At 41.9% G+C, this 17,814-nt stretch carries 25 protein-coding genes; all 25 read right to left on the minus strand.

Annotated features, from left to right (window positions below; genetic code table 11):
- Positions 1 to 310: 310 nt before the first annotated feature.
- Positions 311 to 1,066 carry a hypothetical protein gene (locus tag ACS72_RS06345; RefSeq protein WP_048881603.1) on the minus strand — a complete coding sequence of 252 codons (756 nt, stop codon included), beginning with the start codon at positions 1,064 to 1,066 and terminating at the stop codon, positions 311 to 313.
- Positions 1,066 to 1,236, minus strand: a complete 171-nt coding sequence (locus tag ACS72_RS18165) for a hypothetical protein (protein WP_005236576.1) — start codon at positions 1,234 to 1,236, stop codon at positions 1,066 to 1,068. Before ACS72_RS18165 ends, ACS72_RS06345 begins: the two co-directional genes overlap by 1 nt.
- Positions 1,237 to 1,245: 9 nt before the next feature.
- Complete coding sequence (locus ACS72_RS06350; protein WP_048881604.1) at positions 1,246 to 1,668, minus strand: hypothetical protein; 423 nt, start codon at positions 1,666 to 1,668, stop codon at positions 1,246 to 1,248.
- Positions 1,643 to 2,140, minus strand: coding sequence for a phage virion morphogenesis protein (locus ACS72_RS06355; RefSeq protein WP_048881704.1), 498 nt, complete (start codon positions 2,138 to 2,140; stop codon positions 1,643 to 1,645). Before ACS72_RS06355 ends, ACS72_RS06350 begins: the two co-directional genes overlap by 26 nt.
- Before the next feature lie 7 nt (positions 2,141 to 2,147).
- The gene (locus ACS72_RS06360) at positions 2,148 to 2,588 is read right to left on the minus strand and encodes a gp436 family protein (protein ID WP_048881605.1); all 441 of its coding nucleotides are present in this window, start codon (positions 2,586 to 2,588) and stop codon (positions 2,148 to 2,150) included.
- Positions 2,589 to 2,595: 7 nt separating this feature from the next.
- A complete protein-coding gene (locus ACS72_RS06365) occupies positions 2,596 to 2,934 on the minus strand; it encodes a hypothetical protein (protein WP_048881606.1) in 339 nt (112 codons plus the stop codon).
- 10 nt (positions 2,935 to 2,944) lie between these two features.
- Positions 2,945 to 4,018 carry a major capsid protein gene (locus ACS72_RS06370; RefSeq protein WP_048881607.1) on the minus strand — a complete coding sequence of 358 codons (1,074 nt, stop codon included), beginning with the start codon at positions 4,016 to 4,018 and terminating at the stop codon, positions 2,945 to 2,947.
- Between the two features lie 3 nt (positions 4,019 to 4,021).
- Positions 4,022 to 4,408, minus strand: coding sequence for a hypothetical protein (locus ACS72_RS06375; protein ID WP_048881608.1), 387 nt, complete (start codon positions 4,406 to 4,408; stop codon positions 4,022 to 4,024).
- Complete coding sequence (locus tag ACS72_RS06380) at positions 4,405 to 5,376, minus strand: hypothetical protein (RefSeq protein WP_048881609.1); 972 nt, start codon at positions 5,374 to 5,376, stop codon at positions 4,405 to 4,407. The genes ACS72_RS06375 and ACS72_RS06380 overlap by 4 nt, the downstream gene beginning before the upstream one ends.
- Positions 5,377 to 5,877: 501 nt before the next feature.
- Positions 5,878 to 7,083 carry a phage minor head protein gene (locus tag ACS72_RS06390; RefSeq protein ID WP_048881611.1) on the minus strand — a complete coding sequence of 402 codons (1,206 nt, stop codon included), beginning with the start codon at positions 7,081 to 7,083 and terminating at the stop codon, positions 5,878 to 5,880.
- 3 nt (positions 7,084 to 7,086) lie between these two features.
- Positions 7,087 to 8,544 (minus strand): DUF935 family protein, encoded by a 1,458-nt coding sequence (locus ACS72_RS06395; RefSeq protein WP_048881612.1) that lies wholly within the window; start codon positions 8,542 to 8,544, stop codon positions 7,087 to 7,089.
- Between the two features lie 9 nt (positions 8,545 to 8,553).
- Positions 8,554 to 9,960 (minus strand): phage terminase large subunit, encoded by a 1,407-nt coding sequence (terL, locus tag ACS72_RS06400; protein ID WP_048881613.1) that lies wholly within the window; start codon positions 9,958 to 9,960, stop codon positions 8,554 to 8,556.
- Positions 9,950 to 10,414 carry a DUF2280 domain-containing protein gene (locus tag ACS72_RS06405; RefSeq protein ID WP_048881614.1) on the minus strand — a complete coding sequence of 155 codons (465 nt, stop codon included), beginning with the start codon at positions 10,412 to 10,414 and terminating at the stop codon, positions 9,950 to 9,952. The genes terL and ACS72_RS06405 overlap by 11 nt, the downstream gene beginning before the upstream one ends.
- Before the next feature lie 46 nt (positions 10,415 to 10,460).
- Entirely contained in the window at positions 10,461 to 11,105 is a 645-nt protein-coding gene (locus ACS72_RS06410) for a putative metallopeptidase (RefSeq protein WP_048881615.1), read from the minus strand.
- On the minus strand, positions 11,062 to 11,502 hold the full coding sequence (locus ACS72_RS06415; RefSeq protein ID WP_048881616.1) for a hypothetical protein: 441 nt from the start codon (positions 11,500 to 11,502) through the stop codon (positions 11,062 to 11,064). Before ACS72_RS06415 ends, ACS72_RS06410 begins: the two co-directional genes overlap by 44 nt.
- A gap of 226 nt (positions 11,503 to 11,728) precedes the next feature.
- The gene (locus ACS72_RS18170) at positions 11,729 to 11,899 is read right to left on the minus strand and encodes a hypothetical protein (protein ID WP_171249848.1); all 171 of its coding nucleotides are present in this window, start codon (positions 11,897 to 11,899) and stop codon (positions 11,729 to 11,731) included.
- A gap of 135 nt (positions 11,900 to 12,034) precedes the next feature.
- The gene (locus ACS72_RS06420; RefSeq protein WP_048881617.1) at positions 12,035 to 12,484 is read right to left on the minus strand and encodes a hypothetical protein; all 450 of its coding nucleotides are present in this window, start codon (positions 12,482 to 12,484) and stop codon (positions 12,035 to 12,037) included.
- 724 nt (positions 12,485 to 13,208) lie between these two features.
- Positions 13,209 to 13,496, minus strand: a complete 288-nt coding sequence (locus tag ACS72_RS06425; RefSeq protein ID WP_048881618.1) for a hypothetical protein — start codon at positions 13,494 to 13,496, stop codon at positions 13,209 to 13,211.
- Between the two features lie 206 nt (positions 13,497 to 13,702).
- Positions 13,703 to 14,152, minus strand: a complete 450-nt coding sequence (locus ACS72_RS06430; protein WP_048881619.1) for a hypothetical protein — start codon at positions 14,150 to 14,152, stop codon at positions 13,703 to 13,705.
- A 2-nt stretch (positions 14,153 to 14,154) separates the two neighbouring features.
- A complete protein-coding gene (locus ACS72_RS06435) occupies positions 14,155 to 14,559 on the minus strand; it encodes a DUF559 domain-containing protein (RefSeq protein WP_048881620.1) in 405 nt (134 codons plus the stop codon).
- Positions 14,560 to 14,629: 70 nt separating this feature from the next.
- Positions 14,630 to 14,875 (minus strand): hypothetical protein, encoded by a 246-nt coding sequence (locus tag ACS72_RS06440; protein WP_048881621.1) that lies wholly within the window; start codon positions 14,873 to 14,875, stop codon positions 14,630 to 14,632.
- A gap of 411 nt (positions 14,876 to 15,286) precedes the next feature.
- Positions 15,287 to 16,042, minus strand: coding sequence for an ATP-binding protein (locus ACS72_RS06455; protein ID WP_048881623.1), 756 nt, complete (start codon positions 16,040 to 16,042; stop codon positions 15,287 to 15,289).
- A complete protein-coding gene (locus tag ACS72_RS06460; RefSeq protein ID WP_048881624.1) occupies positions 16,039 to 16,938 on the minus strand; it encodes a replication protein in 900 nt (299 codons plus the stop codon). Before ACS72_RS06460 ends, ACS72_RS06455 begins: the two co-directional genes overlap by 4 nt.
- A 51-nt stretch (positions 16,939 to 16,989) precedes the next feature.
- Positions 16,990 to 17,478, minus strand: a complete 489-nt coding sequence (locus ACS72_RS06465; protein ID WP_048881625.1) for a phage regulatory CII family protein — start codon at positions 17,476 to 17,478, stop codon at positions 16,990 to 16,992.
- A gap of 58 nt (positions 17,479 to 17,536) precedes the next feature.
- On the minus strand, positions 17,537 to 17,725 hold the full coding sequence (locus ACS72_RS06470; RefSeq protein WP_048881626.1) for a hypothetical protein: 189 nt from the start codon (positions 17,723 to 17,725) through the stop codon (positions 17,537 to 17,539).
- Positions 17,726 to 17,814 lie beyond the last annotated feature (89 nt).

Raw genomic sequence — 17,814 nt, forward strand, 5'->3', positions numbered from 1 at the left:
TTCAATAATATAGTTATATATCATTTAAAAAAATTTGAAGTGATAATTGAATGATTGGCATATACCATATACCAATAAAGTTAAAAGAGAACCTAATAAAATTAATATAATTAGTTCAAGCTTAGACAATTCAAATTCCATTCAACATGTTGATGTCTAAACCTTAAACTTATTAAAAGCCAAGCTCAATAACAAAAAGATACAAAATGTAACTATTCATATAAATCATCAAATCAATTATTATTAAATCAAAACACAGGCACAAAAAAAGACGCTAATGCGCCGTGGAGTTCTTTGTGCCTGTATGGAGTTAGGCTGCTGCCGGAATCGTCACAACATGGCCATATAAGCCTAATGCCGGATCTGCTTGCTTCGTTACATCGGATAAAGCCTGACCAGAGATTTCATACTGACCAAGTTCTTCATGAATCAGCGGGAAAGTGGTTTCTGGTGACTTCTTGGTTCGCCATAAACGTACAGCCATATGCTTACCATTCGCGGTATTGATGCCCTTGAAGAAAAGCTCATACTCTTTTTCAAAGTCGGATGCCAGAGTGGTGTTAGTCACTGCTCCAGTGGTGTAAGTGGCTAAGATCGGCATAGTCAGATTTGATACATCATGGAAAACCACAGTACCAAATACAGCATCCAGTGTATAATTCTCTGGATCAACAGTCTTAGCTGTGCCAGTGGTTGAATCCTTGAATGAAACCGTTTTCAGATTATAACCATCCAGTTTGATTTCTTTACCAGCCACCACAGTACCCAGTGATACATCTGTCGCTGTAGTGGTCGCTACGGCGTGATTCATACCAGACAGGATGTATTGAAGGTTTTCTGGATCGGTTTCCTCCAGCGTTCCCGTGAAATTCACTGATGTTGCGTTGATCATGGTGAAGTCAGTAGTACGCTGACCAGATGTTGATTCTTTATGTTCAACGACATCAGCACCTATTTCCAATTCAAAGTCTGGCACGTTACCCAGGTGACGCATTGCACCAGCAACACCATTCACAAGTTCTGACAGGTAAAACTTACCTTGCAGCGAAATATATTCTTTAGCCATTACTTTTCATCCCCTGTAGTTTTCTTGGCTGGAGCAGCTTTAGGTTCAGGTAGTTCCTGAATGACACCATCTGCCAGTAATTTTTTGATTTGTGCATCACTCAGCCCACCGACCACATCGCCCTTTTGAAAGCGGCCGACAGGCTGAGTTGCCTTGTATTGTTTTGCCATGACTGGCTCCTAAATGAATTTTTGTGATTCAAAAATAATCGTGATGTATGCAAAGCCAGGACTGTAGCCATCTCGAACTGAAATAAATTCCAGCGCCGTACGTGATGTCTGAGGCTGCCAGCCTGAAAGCAACTGAATTACTTTCTCTGTCAATAGTCCTGCTTCATCACTTACCGCCCGACCATCAGTCATCTGAGATTGAGCATTGCGACATGCCACCGTGACCGCCCATTGCTGACCGATCTGATTAACACTTCCACGACCTGCACTGGCTTTTTTATCAATACGGACAAAATTGACATGTGCTGACGGCGTGACCTGCGACATCTCTGTCACACTGACTGAATTCAATGGCGTATAGATCTTTAGAAATTCTGGAATCTCTTTCAGTTTTTCTGCAATCTCATCACGTACCGCGAAGAAGGTGCTCATCTATAAAACTCCCGACAATATCCAAAATCATGACCTCATCTTCAGCACTAATGCCGAGCTGGGTCCGTGGTGGAAGAATGGATTGCTTAACTTTCCGATATTGCCCACCTACCGCAAAAGTAATGTATTGGCCATTCTTAGGTAGGATTGTTGCGCCGTAATGCAGATGTGGCGCGTACGCAACATCTGTACCCACCTCCACACCATTTGAAAGAACATTGTGTGTGTAGGAATTCATCAGGCGGCCAGTATCTCGAAGCGTTTCACCACCCTGCATACGTGCACGCCATGAAATCTTCCACGGGTTCCCATTCACACCAGTACCCGTTAAGAATCGATGCTGCACACTATCTACAAGTCCAGCACCAATCTCATCAAATAACTGAGCCTTTAATGAGTCAAAGCTACCTAATTGCTTAAGCACTGCTTCAATAGGTGAACTGTCAGCTTGAATGGTTATTGCGAAAGCCATAAACACCTCACTTCATGCTTGGCATTTGATCCAGGATAGAATCTCCAAATACGCCACCGGTATATGAAGTGCCGACTGGCGCCGTCGAAGGTCGTCCTTTGGGTTGGTCATCCACGATCTGGTTTGTTTCAGGCAATTGGATTTGCAAATGCGCTTTGTTATCAGCCACACGCTTTAAGAATGCAATTGCATCCTCATAGCGCTGCCGCACTTCCTCAGTGGGTTGCTGAAAGTAAAGACGATAGCGTGCGATGTCACACGCCATACGCTTCAAATTACTCGGCACATTAGACAGCGGCAAAGGATAACGGCCACCGATATGACCATTGATTTCCTCTGTTGCGTCCTGAATCGCATCCTGAATAGATGATTGAGAAGGAAGCATTGTTTTCAAACCTTCAATCTCATCACCAAATCGTGCGACCAAATCTGATTCAGTCGCGTACATAGATCACCTACTTGGTTTCGTCGGCAGGCTTAGCATCTGCTTTAGGTTTTGTAGCAGGTTTTGCCTTTTCAAGCTCAGCCACCTTGGCCTTCAGAGCAGCAACCTCTTGATCAGCCTTCGCTTTCGCAGCTTCAAGATCAGTATTGGCTTTCGTCAGCTCAGCATTAGCCTTTTCAAGCTCAGCCAGGCGAGCAGCTGTATTGTCTGCCTTGGGCGCTTCCGGTTCTTGATATTCTTCAATAGCTCCAGATGCTAAAAGGGCCTGAAGTTGTTTAGCTTCAAGCCCTTCTACGTCCTGACCTGGACGAAAGTGTCCGATCGATTGTTTTGCAATGTACTTTGGCATTTTATTCTCCTTATACGAAGCCACGACCACCGACTAAACCATTCTTATTATTTGGAACAGCAAGTGGAGATGATTCAGCCAATAATTGAATGCTTGATGGATTCTTTTCCTGCCATTGGCTTAAATAGAACTCTAAAGCCTGACCAAATGCTTCAACGTTCTGAAGTGCACAGTGAGCAATCCAACCATTAGCATCAGAAACCAGCCCAAAGAAATCTTCTGGAATAAAACGTTCTACACTTCCATTCATGCTGTGCTTCGCATCATATGTCCAGATTTCCAGGTTATCGATGGTACCGCGGAACTGAGGTTTGTCAGACTGATCAAAAGTTGGAGTAAGTGGAACACTCACACCCGCATAAGGAGCAATAAACTTCTCTTTAAACTCAGGGTCTTTAATCAGCGTGTTATAAACTTTCGAAGTAGTTAAAGCCATGATTGGTGATGTGCCCGCATGCTCAACAGAAAGATCAATCATTGTCTGAATATCTTTGACTGGAGTAGCACCCGCTTGGCCCCATTTGATCAACGGCGTAAATTTACACGCTGCATTACGTTCATAATCCACTTCATACATCGGGAAGTCTGCAGAAGCAAAAGTGGTTTTACCGTAGAGAAGCACATCACGAGCAATTAATAGCTTTCGGTTTTCGATAGACTGACGCAGATACAGTGCTTTTTGAGCCTGATCGATTAACAACAGATCAGCATCTGATAAACGATTTGAACCAGTGGCAATCACACCAAATTGACGTAAGCGTGCGATAAGAGCAGTGTTCTGCACTTCACTTGGCATTACCGTCATCATTGGTTTCAGATAAGCTGGCTTAACGAATTTAACGTTACCAGACTCACCTACTTTAATCTGACGGCCAGCTGCAGTCGGAGTAACAAACGGCGCAAGTGGAGTCGCTGTATTCAGTTCCCCAACTGGAACTTCTTTTTTAGTGTAGGAAACACGTTGAGGAAAAAAGCGATCCATCAGCCAGGTATCTACCTTTTGAGTGGTATCAGTCAGCAATACCAGCTGTGGTACATCCAGCAATTCCACTGGTGCATTTTGAAATGTAAAAGTTTGACTCATGTCTTAGTTCCCCACAACTTTACGAAGTTCGATTTTGTTTTTTAATGCTTGTGCACGTACTGCATCATATTGAGCAGTAGTCAGAGGTGTTCCATTCACTGTAACTACTGCAATATCAAATGCACCCTGCACGTAGATCGGCATCTCAAGATTATTAGCCGCATGGTAAGTAGATTGCGCTGCTGTGAAATCTGACACAGCAATTACATTCCATTCACCTACTACACCTTCAGTGACAACAGGATGATCAGCAACATTATTGGCATCTACGTTAAGTAAATCGCCGCGCTTATATGCTGTAGCAGTTTTTACTTTGGCATTTTCTGTACGTACGCCGTCACCGACCACTAGCTGTTTATTTTCAATAGTGCCTGTTAATACTTGGTTCATGATTTAGCTCCTTGTTGCTGTGCTGCTACAAACTGATTAAATGCCTGATCTAAAGCCGAGCCCTGAGGGGCTTGACCACCCTGCCCCGGATTGGCTTGATGAGTGAACAAGTGAGCAAATGCCGGATTTACACTTGGTGTTTGTGTTTGCTGTTGTTGTCCAGCTGGTGGCTGCTGGCTACCTGCAGAAAATTGACGAAGCTGCTTTGCAGTAAAGGCAAAAACTGAATCATCCATATTGGTATAAGCCGTTTTATCTTCAGCACTAAACTGTGTTTTCAGCTCAGTTTCTAAAGCTGCAATTTCATCAGCACGCTTTTGTGCTTTGAATTGCTTAAGTTCAGCCAGGGCATCATCACGTTCACGCTCTGCCTGCTCTTTGGCCTGTTGTGCTTTTTCTAATTCGGTCACGTCGGTGTCCTCTTTGGTTGGGTTTGGATTGGCTTTGCCTGAGAAGGCTTTGATTGATGTATTACGATCGGCACCAGTCGAGCAGATCGTGAACTCACGAATGCGGTTTTGACGGAAGATTGTGATAGGACCTTCAAACATTTGACCATTCACAGTGACTGTCTTGCCTTGCGAAACTTCTTCAATAGATCCAGGATCAATCATCATCGACATCTGGAATGGAAAGCCATCATCTGAGTCTTGAACGATTTCCTGCGCCTTGGCGTTCGTAAGAAAATCGCCTGAAACATCAATCTTTCCGTTCGTATCTACGGTTTGAACAACACCAATTCGACTTGAGCCAAAGTGTTCTTCAAGCAAGGCTGTCGGCTTATCAATCTCGATCCCATCAAGATCAAAGACCACGCCAGAGCGCCCCCAGTACCAATGACCATCAACACGTCCACCAGCATAAGCAGTGCCTTTGAATTTTCGTTTCTGCCCTTCTTCAGCTTTTGGCACTTCAATTGCCGCAGCATTAAAGAGATACTTCAGCCGTTCTTCATTTGGATCTGGCATTTTCATGCTCCATAAAAAAACCGCCCTTTCGGACGGCATAAAATAGGTACAAAAAAACCCACTAAGGTGGGTCATTAGTTTAAGTATTCTTTATAGGTATCAGCTTAAGTTTCCATTCACTATCAAACCTCTTATTTAGAAAGTTTGTTATTTGGTTCTTACGATCTTTGAACTCATATGGAGTTAGGACTATTACATTCCTTCCGCTCGATACCCCATACCTTGTAAATCCTGTAAGCGCTCTCCTTGTAGAGGTATTGTTTGATAAAAAAACTTTTGCCTTTCCTTCTCTTATTAATTGCTTTCGGCCTCTTATTTTAGGGCACTTATCTGCGGGTATTTCGATCTCAATTGCAAAACAGTCCATATCCCAACCAAGTGACTAAGCTATACAGATTTTATAAATCCACTTCGACCCTAATCCAATATTTAAATATTCCATTCGTTGTATAAAAAATGTAGCTTAAACATTGCCCTAAAGCAGATTAATTAGTTAATAAATTAATTGATCAATGGCCTGATAGTATAAACCATTCGCCCTTCAACCGTTTCAATCGAAATCACTTCAAAAGACAATCCCATCGGCATAAGAACGCCTTCACCAGCATTGAGCATGTTCAAATCAATACCGAGCCCTTTTGCATTCTCAATCTGAATCACGATATTTGAACCACTACTAGCCATCAGTAACGGCGCATTCAACTGGATTGTCTGCCCGATCTGATAAGCCGTTACTTGATTAAGAGTAACAGCACCCACCACGGTTGAAGCTGTATTGCTTGCCACAGCCTGAATAGCTGCCATATCGGTACTCAGCCAGCGCTTAAGAACATCATCAGCCAAAGCGCTTGTAGCAGAGTTTAAATAGCCGCTCAGTGCAGCATCATTTCCCTGCACATAATCCAGAAAAGTACGAATCGCACTTGGCCGGATGCTTGGGTCTAGTGGAATCACTGTATTAGCCACCATGTCGAACAGGTCCCGAGTCTTATCATCCATTGGTGCAAACAGGCTTGTCAGCTTTTTGGATGCAGTCCATTCCGCTTGAATGACTTGCTTTTGCTCGAGGAGATATTCCTTATCTAAACTCGAAGCACTGATCTTTTTATCCACCAGCGATTCAAGTTCACCAAACTGCAAAGGATGTGATGACCAATCCAAAGCTTCAACCACTTCTGGCAACTTATCATCTGGTGTGATGCCGTACTTCAATGCCTGCTTCTCGGTTAAGGCCAGACATGTGCATCGGCAACGAAAGCCCAACGGCGGGTAATGTGTCAGCCAGAATGGATGATCAATTGGCAGCACAATACGATTCAAAGCCAAGTGACTTGGACGCACCCGACTATCATTGATCGCCGAGTACATCAGATAAGATCGTTTAGCCTTATTCCGTTGCTGTTGTTGCCACCGCCCATGACCGTAAGCACTCTGGATATTGGTACGAAATACATTGTCCAGGTAATGCTTTGGCAGAATGATTTCAGATTCTTTAATGAGTTTCTGAAAATCTTTAAAGGTACCGCCGTCGGCAATCGACTTATTCACCGCCTTAATAACTGTCTCAATTTGCTCAAGACTCGATAGAAAGCTAACCGTGGTTGCCATCTGCCGGGTCTTTAGATCCATTGAGTAGAACTCATCAGGTAACACGATCTTTTTACTGTGAGCGTAGTGAAGCGCCTCAAGAAACGTGACTGGTTGCATAACTTACTTCCCGTTTTGAGCCGTCACATACCCCAACACATCCGCAGCATATAAAGCCTGGTCTAGATTGGCCGTGAACTGGGTTTGAGTTGCATCAGGTATTAATTGCATTAAGTTATAAGCCAAGCTTTCTGGACCATCAGACTTGAACACCAATTCCTTGACCTGATCCGGTTTCAATAGCTGCAATTCATCCTGGCCATCAGTCAGCTCTTCCACTTCCTTTTGCTCAGGTGAAAGCTTATTTGCAGATGCTTTAAAGTTGAATGCTTGGCGTGGTAAAGCGGTAAATTGATTGAAGCCAATCTGGTTCTGTTCAATTACATCACCATCTTCAAGCCCGTACTCACGAATGAAGTAGGCATTTGAGAGATTAGCACCTGCATTTTTAAGATGAACATCGCGCTCAGCCTGATCCTTATTCAGTGGTTTAGGTTTCTCACCAAGCATCACTTTGTATTCGCCCCAGTTATTCAGAGCGCATAAAGCATCAACCACAGCCTGCAATGTTGGCGTAACCAATCGAATGTCAGACTTAAGCTTATCCATCCGCACATTTTCATGCACTTGGCCAAGGCTGTAACTTCCCTTTCCATCCGTTCCACTGGTAAGTGTCTGCCCTAATACAACTTTCTGGATCTGGCGAATCAGCTGATTATTGAACGATTCGAATGCTGCACCTGCTGAACCGTTTGTTCCTGGTGCAGATAGGATTTGAACATCATCCTCTATATCAATTGAAAGTACGCTTTGAGCATGAGCATTTAATAGCGCTCTACTCATATCCTCGGTGTCAGTGTCTTTGCACTTACCCAATAGGATTGGCGTTCCAAAACGTTCTAAGAATTTAGCCCAGAATTTGAAGCCATTCTGCTTAAAGAAGAATAACCAATACAGTGTGGCTAATAATGCTTTACCGTATGGCTGTTCGTATGTGGCCTTACGGCGTGTTAAGAAGAATTTGAATGCTTGATCTACCTCATGCTCTGCATTGTTTCCATCCTGACGATAGATTAGCCGACCATCATTCTTAGGCTCAAACCATTGCATTGGTTTCTCACCAATCCACTGAATACCTACATAGCCTTCAGGCTTTAGTTCATACACAGCTTCTTGGACCGAGTAACCAAATAACAGCGCACTCATGGCACCAGTAGCGATTTCATGAAACCATTCTTTCAAGATTAGATTCAGCTTTTCCGCTTCATCCGTATCATTTGGTTCAATTCGCAACGGCGTTGCTAACAATGCATCAATCCGTGTTTCAACTACTTGAGCAATCTCATCATCATCAAGCAATATACGCAACCTATGGCGAGTAATTCCGGCTTTGCGTAGTACTTCATCCGTATCAGGCTGTTTGCCAAAATTTACCAAGAACTGAGTAACTGCTTCTTGAGTGTATAGATTGCCATAAGACAAAGCCTTTTTTGACGCTTTGTCCTTTTTAGACTTTGCCATGTAAACACCTTAATAAGTTCGAGATCCTGCACCTGCGGGTTTTTTCGGAGTTCTAGCTTCATTCAGCTCGTTAAAGGCATCACTACCAGCATCCACCTGGTCATCATGTTTACCATTCGGAAAGTTTCGTAATTCCTCAATGAATGCCTTATTCCAGTCACCACGAAGCATTTTTACATTGCCTACGTTGACTTGAGCTGCAAATGGTTGAGCACGAGTAATCTTGTCACCCGATACCGTTTCGGCCTTTACGTTGAAACCAGATAGTTTTGTAATGAAGTTCTTTGCCTGGGCTTTACCAGCCTGCCCCGGATCTTGAGGTAAGCGAATTGCTACAGACTTACCATCCAACTCCGCAGTTTGCTTAATACGTTTCTCAACGCCGTCCGGTCCAAGCTGTGCATGCTGTACATCCACAATATAGATATAACCATCACGGCTTTTGGCCTCACGTACACCTGCTGTGAAGTCACCTTCATTTTCAGAAGATGCCAGATCCCAGGCACGTACTTGGTGAGTAATATCCGCAGGTAGTGCATCCACAATTTCAATATGGTCAGGTTTAAAAAAACCACCTGCTGGTGGTGATGGTCTCTGTCTATACTGTCCGGCAAAGACATACGGCGCTGCCAACTCCATTCTTTCAAGCGTTTCAATGCTGTGTTTAGCTGGCCATAGCGCTGATCCATCAGGCTGAATGGCTGAAAGCTCTAAATGCTCCCATTCTTCACCATTACCGCCGTCAAGCAGCCAGCCTGCCAAATCTTCCTCATGCAAACGCTGCATGATGACAATGATGGGTGTATCTGGTGAGTTGGTACGAGATTCAAGTGTATTTTGGAACCACTCGATTACACCCTTACGGATCGTATCAGAGCGGGCTTCACTGGCTTTATGCGGGTCATCAATAATGATTGCCCCGCCAAATGAATCTCGAAATTTACCAGCACCAAAACCTGTAATCGTACCGCCGGTTCCTTGTGAATAGCAGACACCACCTTCAGCGGTACGCCAATCATCCTTAGCTTTACTGTCATCACGTAATGCAAAATCAGGAAATACACGTTTGTATGCTTCTTCCTGCACTAGGTTTCGCGTCTGGAAGGCATTATTTGCTGCGAGTGTTGCTGAGTAGCTGACATGAATAAACTCACTGTCAGGCGCTTTGCCAAAACACCAAGCCATGAAATTAATTACAGCAATTTCAGTCTTTGAATAGCGCGGTGGAATATTAATAATCAGGCGTTTGGTTTCCCCACGAAACACCTTCATAAGAGCATCACACAAAACTCTATGGTGCCAATTATGCAGCCACTTATATTTTCGACGCTCTTTAAACATATATCGAGTGAAGAAATACAAATCCTCTTGTGCTTCAATCTGAATTGCTAAATCACGAGCTGGGTCAATAATCATTTAAAACCTGCTCCCTTGCTTTCAGGTAGCTTTCGGTCGGAACATTCTGATTTATGGTTTCTATTGGCTTACCATCTTTACCGGTGATTTCCTGCTTTGTCACACGACCATCGGTTTCTTGAAAGGCTTGCTTGAGCAGGTTTTGCTTTGCACGTTTGTTCCGACCAGAATCCTCATACATTTTTTGAAGTTCCATGAGGCGAAATGCTTTGTTAGCAATTGCTATATCCTCAATATTTTCCCGGAAATCCTTTCTAGTACGTTCAAACAATTCCTTTAGTTTTTTACTTAAGTTACGTCCAGCCACCTTAGTTGGATCGTAAAGTGCGACCTGCTGCCTGGTGATTTCAATCTTATATTCTTGCTTTACAGCTTCCACTACTTGTTGAGGGGTTTCAAAGCATGCAAGAGACTGAACTATAAACATTTTTACAGGCTCTTTTAGTGCTGCCATAAACACCTCTTTGTATAGCTACGTATAGCAAAATAGGTAAAAAAATTTAGCCGATGACACAATTCCCACAACACGCAGCCATACTTTTTTCAGATACAAACGGCGCATTCTTAGATATTTCCAGAAGCCGCTTAACAGATTCGTCTGCCCCCCATCGTTTAGTCTCACCAAAGAACACTTCGACATCATGACCAGCCAGATAATGCTTAGGTAAACCTGTATGATCGCTATAAATTATCTCGCCGTCCTCATCACGCTCAACACCGATGTGATAAAGCTCGTGTTCTATCAGCCGGCAGAAGTCACGATCTGAAGCTTGTTCGCAATAAGTGGCATCAATGGTGATGAGGTATTGAGGTACAAAGCCGAACCAATCCCGCATCTGCTGTTCCTGGCGTGCTTTCTTCCAGCCACCTTGGTTGAACATTACTTTTTCACATTGACCCAATACCATACGCTTTTTCGCTACGGCGGCAGATGATGCCCAGGCGAACGCAAAGAACTCTTCATTGTCGTGAAGGAGCTCAGCTATATGGTCATGATCCGGGTTATGCAGTTCACCGCCTAAAGTTAGCCAGTTATTCACGACCCATTCTTTAAGCTCTGGTGCAGGTGCCAATCGGATTGCTTCTTCTTCCTCAGCTCGATCAATCAGATCCGACGGCGGGAATGGTCTGAATTGTTGTTCCATGTGATGCCTTTAAATTTCTTAACCACGCCGTAGCTCGGCCCATGTTGATATCACTAACTTCAAAATGGTGATATCGATAATCCATTTCTTCAGCATGATCATAGCGGTCTATGCTCCAAGCTTTTGTAGCCAGCTTGCCTTTACGCCCGCCTGACCAAGGACCACCTGCAATTTCAATCAGTATTCGATATTCGATAAGGTGAAGATCAAAGCGCCAATGCTTAGTGCTTTTAAAATGAAAATATTCTTCGTACTTGATTTCCATCCGATCAAGAATTTCTTTGAGTCGATCGAATGCTTCTAAGTATTTCTCACCAGGCTTAGGTAATGGTCTGGTTCGTGATTTCTTTTTGGGTGGGATCTTCTGAGTAAAAATTTTGTATGCTTTCTCATCCATAAAAGATCAGCCATTAAAAAACCTCCCGAAGGAGGTTTTATTTGTACGTTTGCCCTATTAGATAGATTATTGAGCTTATAATTAAGATCGCCAATAAAGTTACCAACATTTCAATTTTTGTCATTAGAGAATGCCTTAGCTTCATGTCTACCATTAATAGATATAAAGATAAAAGGTACATAGAACAATATCAAAAGTGATCATTTTAAATATCTTGACTAATCTTTTATTGCAGCATATTTCTAAGATTTTTAATTCGTTGTTTCAGTTCAATCATAATTTCATCTATCGCAATCATTTGATTCCGCTTAAGCCCAGATCTACTGAGGTTCTGATACTTAGACAGCTCAGCACTGCAAAATTCTAAGTCTTGTTTAGCTTGTACTTTGTCTGTCATGGGTACCACCAATAAAAAAGAAAAACCCCTCAACATCTAGAATGCGAGGGGCTTTGTTTGCCGTAATACGTCCGGCTATTAAGTGACTTAAATCTATTAGTACAGGATCAAATTGTATATAAGCTGATACTGTTTTTAATATTGCTTAATGCCAAATAATTTTCGTTGTCTTTCTAAACTAACTATATTTACGTTAATACTGCCAAATACCTTATTAATTGCTTCAATTTGTGAGTTTAATTCCGATCCTGGTCCTGTCCATACTGCATTAGTTGAAGACGTTGAATATAAAAACTTTCCTGTCTCTTGAGCTAATTTAAGATCAAAGAGTCTAATATTTAGTGCTGTAGTTGCAATCCCACCACCATCATGAGTAAAAGTTGTACTAGCCACCTCAATACCAGCATTCATGGTTTTTAAATAATTGCAGGTAAGTGCATACCCCCTAAAATCATACTTATTCTTATAAATCATATCATTTAGATCACCAGGCACATCATTTCTTGTTGCGATAAAGCATTCAGTTGCGTATGCAGATCCTAATGGATATAAACACAAAAGCGCTGCAATAAGTTGTGATTTCATAAATAAGACTCTTTGGCTTTTCATTCATTTAAGACACTTTAACAAATTATCGTATACATCACGTGACAATAAATTACAAACTACTAAACCTGAATGGAAATAGTTATAGATGGACTATTTCAGTTCTTTCAAGCAATCTCGACACACTTTAATTTCTTCATCATCAACCGTGTAATCAATCTCAGTCGCAGCGTGAAAGCCAAATAAACAGAATATGAATTGGAGCATGCTTTTCTCCAGACAAAAAAATACCTCCTTTAAGGAAAGGAGGCAGAAACTTGAAAAAGAAACTACAGCGATAGAATCTGGGCTGAATTATATACTTAAAAATATTATATGCAAGACCATATTATTAACTTTTACTTTCAAATAAAAAACCTGCTTAGCTGGAGGGCTAAACAGGCAGGATTTAAATCATCTTTTATTTGTTTTCGTAAGGTTCTAGGAATGAACACAAGATATCATTTGCTCATCACAACTAAGTATAAGAAATATATGCAGAATGTTTTAACATGTAATAATTAAGTTATATTTATTAATAACTTGATCATCATTTAGTCATAAAGATTATTTAATAGCCAAACTTGTTTAATCTGTACGTCCAGCAGGATTTAACTCTGAATCAATCACACTAAAAATATGATGTCTTATTAGTTATACGACAGGCGCTTTATTTTAGACAACAAAAAAGCTCACTATTTAGCAAACTTTCTTATCAATTGGCTTACAGCTTACTTAAATGGTTAGACATATAAGCAAGGTATAGTTTTCTATCTTTGAAATCTGGTATTTCAAAAAACCAAAATACATAATTCTTAGATCTAAACTTAAATTTTATATTCACAGCTTTCACTTCGACAATTGCATCCTCGTTTTGTATCTCTGCAAATAACTCTAAAATCGAAGCAAGAAATCTAAGTTTATTAACTGTTTCATATTTCGACGGTCTATATAGTTTTAGTGCTTCAGCATATATAAGCTCACACCACCCACACCCATCTTCATCATCCATTCGCTCTCATTTGATTATTTAAAATAGATAACGGAGTCGACTTATAGCATAGTGGATACTATTAAACTGCTTTTTAGCTAAATATAAAAATAATAATAGTTTAAATAACAAAAAGCCCACCATTTGGCGAGCTTTTAAATCAATCTAGTGCTTTAACGTACACTTCGATCACTATAACATGAATATATCAATATATACCCTGACTTTCAAGCCCCAATTATGCGGCTTCTAAACTGATACTTAGTTGCCAGCCGAACCATGCCTAACATCTTGTCTCTAGCCACTGAGAACTCAGATATGCCGAGCTGCTTAGCGATGGTCGCCTCTGACTTAAACTCTACATAGAACATGATGACAATCTTGAGCCATTTCTGAACTTTGGAATTTTCATTCTTCATTAGAGCAGTCAGCATGTCACTCACAGCATCAGCATGCACATCATTAATTTTACATCGTGGCGCCACACGCTCCCGCTTATCAACACACACCCCATTAACCGTATCAATTAAATGCCCTAAAATGCTTGATGCCCCTAAACACACATAGTTTTCATCAACCAAAAGCCATGACCCGTATTGCTCCAAATGCCATTCAATAGGCTGCTCCGCCCAATTAATAGCTACCGAAAAATGTTTTCTATCAACCATCGCATTCATCCCTATTCCCCTACCATTTTTTCTATCTGCTGGATCGCATGACCTGACTTCACTTGATCCGTACTAAACCGTATTACCTGATAACCCATCATCGTTGCTGCGTTATATTTTTCTATGTCACCGATATACCCCTTACCCCTTGTATGACGTCCACCACTCCAGATCCCACCTTCAACCTCTACCAATATCTTTTTACCTATTAAGTGAAAATCAGCTCTCCACTTACGATCAGGATGAAAATAAAACTCCTGCTCAAAATCTATTTTTAAAGTCCTTAACTCTCTGGCCAGCTTCGCTTCAAACTCATTCGGTACTCTTTTGCCTTTAACCTTAGGGCGTATAGAGCGCCCTTTCGGTCTGGTGGCTTTCACCATTTTTTTATATTCAGCGATGGAGTGGCTGGTCATTCACCCCAGACCCTCAATACAACGGCGCCGATGGCCATGAAAATAAACATCAGAGTTTTATTTAAGTCCTTCACGCTTTTACCCCAAATAACTGTTTGGTTTTATCTGTGGCCACGTACAGTCTGGTGCAACGCTTTTTAGTAAAAGCCAGGTAGCCAGCCTGAACCAATGCTTTTAACTTAAGATTCAGTTGAGAGCGCGTTTTGTCGCATACATGCTCTTCAAGCTCTGCCGATGTGACCTCATGTTTTGAAAAGGCAACATACACCAAGATGTCTTTGATTTCCTCGAATCGCTGAATGGTTGGTATATTCATGCCGCCACCTGCCTCATCTTCGCTTTAAGAGCAGCACGTTGATTGCTAATTGCCTTAGCTTCCTTACAGAACTCGCAGCGGCATTTATGTTTGTTGTATGCGTAAACAGTGCCGTGATTGATTACTGGTGCATATACAAGACCTTCCAGTTCCTCGCACCAATCCATTGTTTTTTGATCTCTTATATTTTTCACTTTACATCTCCAATACGGCACATGAATACGATGTTCATTCCACCCCATGATGGGCGGTTAAAATTCTTAAGTTCCTTTCTTAGTGACGACTCAATACTTGCCCTGGTTTCAGTTTTGTATGGCATTGGGCTTTTGAAAATGCGCCTTGCATCCTGATATGCCTCAACAATTACTACCTGCTTTTTGCGGTCAATTGCCGTAACCTGAACATCTATACTCACACCCCACCCCCTAAGCCTTGCCCTACACGCTGATCTGCCCAGTTACACTCGACAATTGTCAATCCACCTTGCTGGAATCGAGACCATAGACGGTCACCCAAGTCTTTCTTCAGCTCTTCAAGGGTTAGGTTTGAAATCAACATAGTCGGCTTCATGCGGTCATAGCGTGCATAAAGAACTTTATGGACCAGCTCACGGCGTTTATCACGGTCATGCAGTCCATATTCATCCAGGATCAGCAAGTCGTACTGCGTAAAGTCATAGATCACAGATTTTTCAGTTGCGTCTGGTGCATCCCAGGCGTTCATGATTCGTTGTGCCAGATCCTCACTGGTGATATAGCGTGCATACTTGCCCTTGTTGAGCAGTGTTCTTGCAGTTGCGCAGCTCAGATGGGTTTTACCTGTACCAGTAGGCCCTACCATCACGAAGTTATTTTTGTCGCCGTTGATCATGTTCTTTGCAAATGCAACAACCCGATTCAATGAGTTTTGGTGTCCAGCGTGTTGAACGTTGTAATTTTTAAAACCTGACTGAGCATGGCGTTCTGGAAGTTGAGCACCTGAAAAATGCTTTTCACGTACCTGACGATCAATTTCGGCCTGTGCATTTCGCTTTTGTTCTTCCAGGAACTCTACGGCGCATTGTGGGCACTTCTGGAATGGCCCAGCTTGTACCATAGGGGTTTTGTGTTTCGAGCAGATCTCTTGTGTTTGTTTCAATCCCTGATTCAGCATCGACATTGCGTTCATACGAAGTCCTCCGGGATATGTACTGGTGAATTCACTGGTGCATGTTGCTTTACCGGTTGATTGTTCCAGGCAGTGTTCACATCCAGATTAGAATTTTGTTTTTCAGAGGATTGATATGTTTTTTGAGTGTATTTACGTTTGATCCACTTCACGAAGTTTGAATACATCTGGGTGTCTGTAATCAATCCAGCTTTCAAACGTGGTTCGTAGTGAGCATTCACTTCAAGCAAGATCTGGTTGATCAGGTCTTGAGTCATTGGCATTTCGCCTGCTCGTTGCAACCATGAGTTCAGGGAATGTAAATCTGGTGTCCAGAGATTCAATACCTGATCAACTGAATTTTCTTGCGCGTTTTTCTCTTTAAAGTTTTCTTTAAATGTTTCTTTAAGTGTTTCTTTAATAGTGCCCCGTTCAACGGTACTGGTCCCGTCACCTTTCGCGGTACTAGTCCCGTCCCGTTTGGTGGTACTAGTCCCATCACCTTTAAGGGTACTACCATCATTCGGTACTAGTCCCTTTTCGCGGTACTGGTCAGGAGTAAATTGATATTCGTTTAGGCAACCTGTTGTTCTTTCAACTTTGATTAAGCCAAGCTCTTCCAGATCACGAATACATGACATAACCGTATCGCGTTTTTTGATGCCGCAATATTTTTGAAATTGAGTGATAGCAATTGGGTGAGATGTGCGGTCAAATCCAATGGTTTGGCGCATGACAAACATTAAACACTTGAATGCCTTGTCGTTCAGTTGAGCCATTATTTGGCTGTCAATTAAGCCATTAGGCATCTTGGTGTAGCGCTCTTCTTTATTCGACATAGCCTTGCGCTCATTTTTTGGAAAATGAACTACTTGCCCTTGAGGTATTGGTGGTTCATGTGCTAGATTTGATTTCATATTTAAAATTCTCTCCAAGTGTTTTGAATATCAAAAGCCTGACCTAGACCGTCAGGCTTTTTCATTTTGTGCATTTGATGTGTAGCGCTTCATTTGTTTGAAGGCCGCCTGATCTGCCGCTGTAGCAAACTCGATGATCCGTTGAAAGATGTTGTGAATTTCTTCATATTCTTGCGGTGTGATTACGCCATCTTCATAGGCCTCATATACTTTTTGATTTGCCTGTCCATTGCAGATATTTCCCTGCATCATTGCCTCGATCACTGATAGCTCGTGATGTTTGCTGCCGTCACAACCAGTAGGAATCAAGGCCAATCCCAGTTGATGCGCCCATGCACGCAAAACAACTGGATTGCCAGTGAAGGAAAGCATCATTTCGAATTTCTTCAGGCTTGGAAGGTAATCCATATTTGGATTTGCATAATTCAAAACAGTTTTATGTGAGTCACCTAAAACATCAGCGATTTGCTTTGGATCAATACCTGGTGTCTGGTGAATCATCTTGTACATTGCGCTTTGCGCTTCTTTACTGAATTCCATGTGTGAATCCCTTTGTTTATTCACATTTATTTCAAATGCTTATTTGGTGATAATTGGTTTAAGCGGTTAAGGCTTCCAGATTTGCCTTTAACTTGCCTTTGGTTTGGATCTGGAGAATTGCTTGGGTTGAAGCTGGGATTCCATAGGAGCGCCACTTACTAATTGCTCCGCGAGTTTTTTTTAAAATTCGCGCTAGGTCTGCATCAGTTTCAGCTCTGTAATGCTCCTTTACGTCATCGACAGTCATAATGTTTACCTTGATAAACTTTTAGTTTCCCTAAGTAAACCATAAGTTTCTTTTTAGGTCAATAATAGTGTTTACCATTGGAAACAATT

The organism is Acinetobacter sp. VT 511 (assembly GCF_001077515.1).
In the GTDB taxonomy this organism is placed as follows: Bacteria; Pseudomonadota; Gammaproteobacteria; order Pseudomonadales; family Moraxellaceae; genus Acinetobacter; species Acinetobacter schindleri.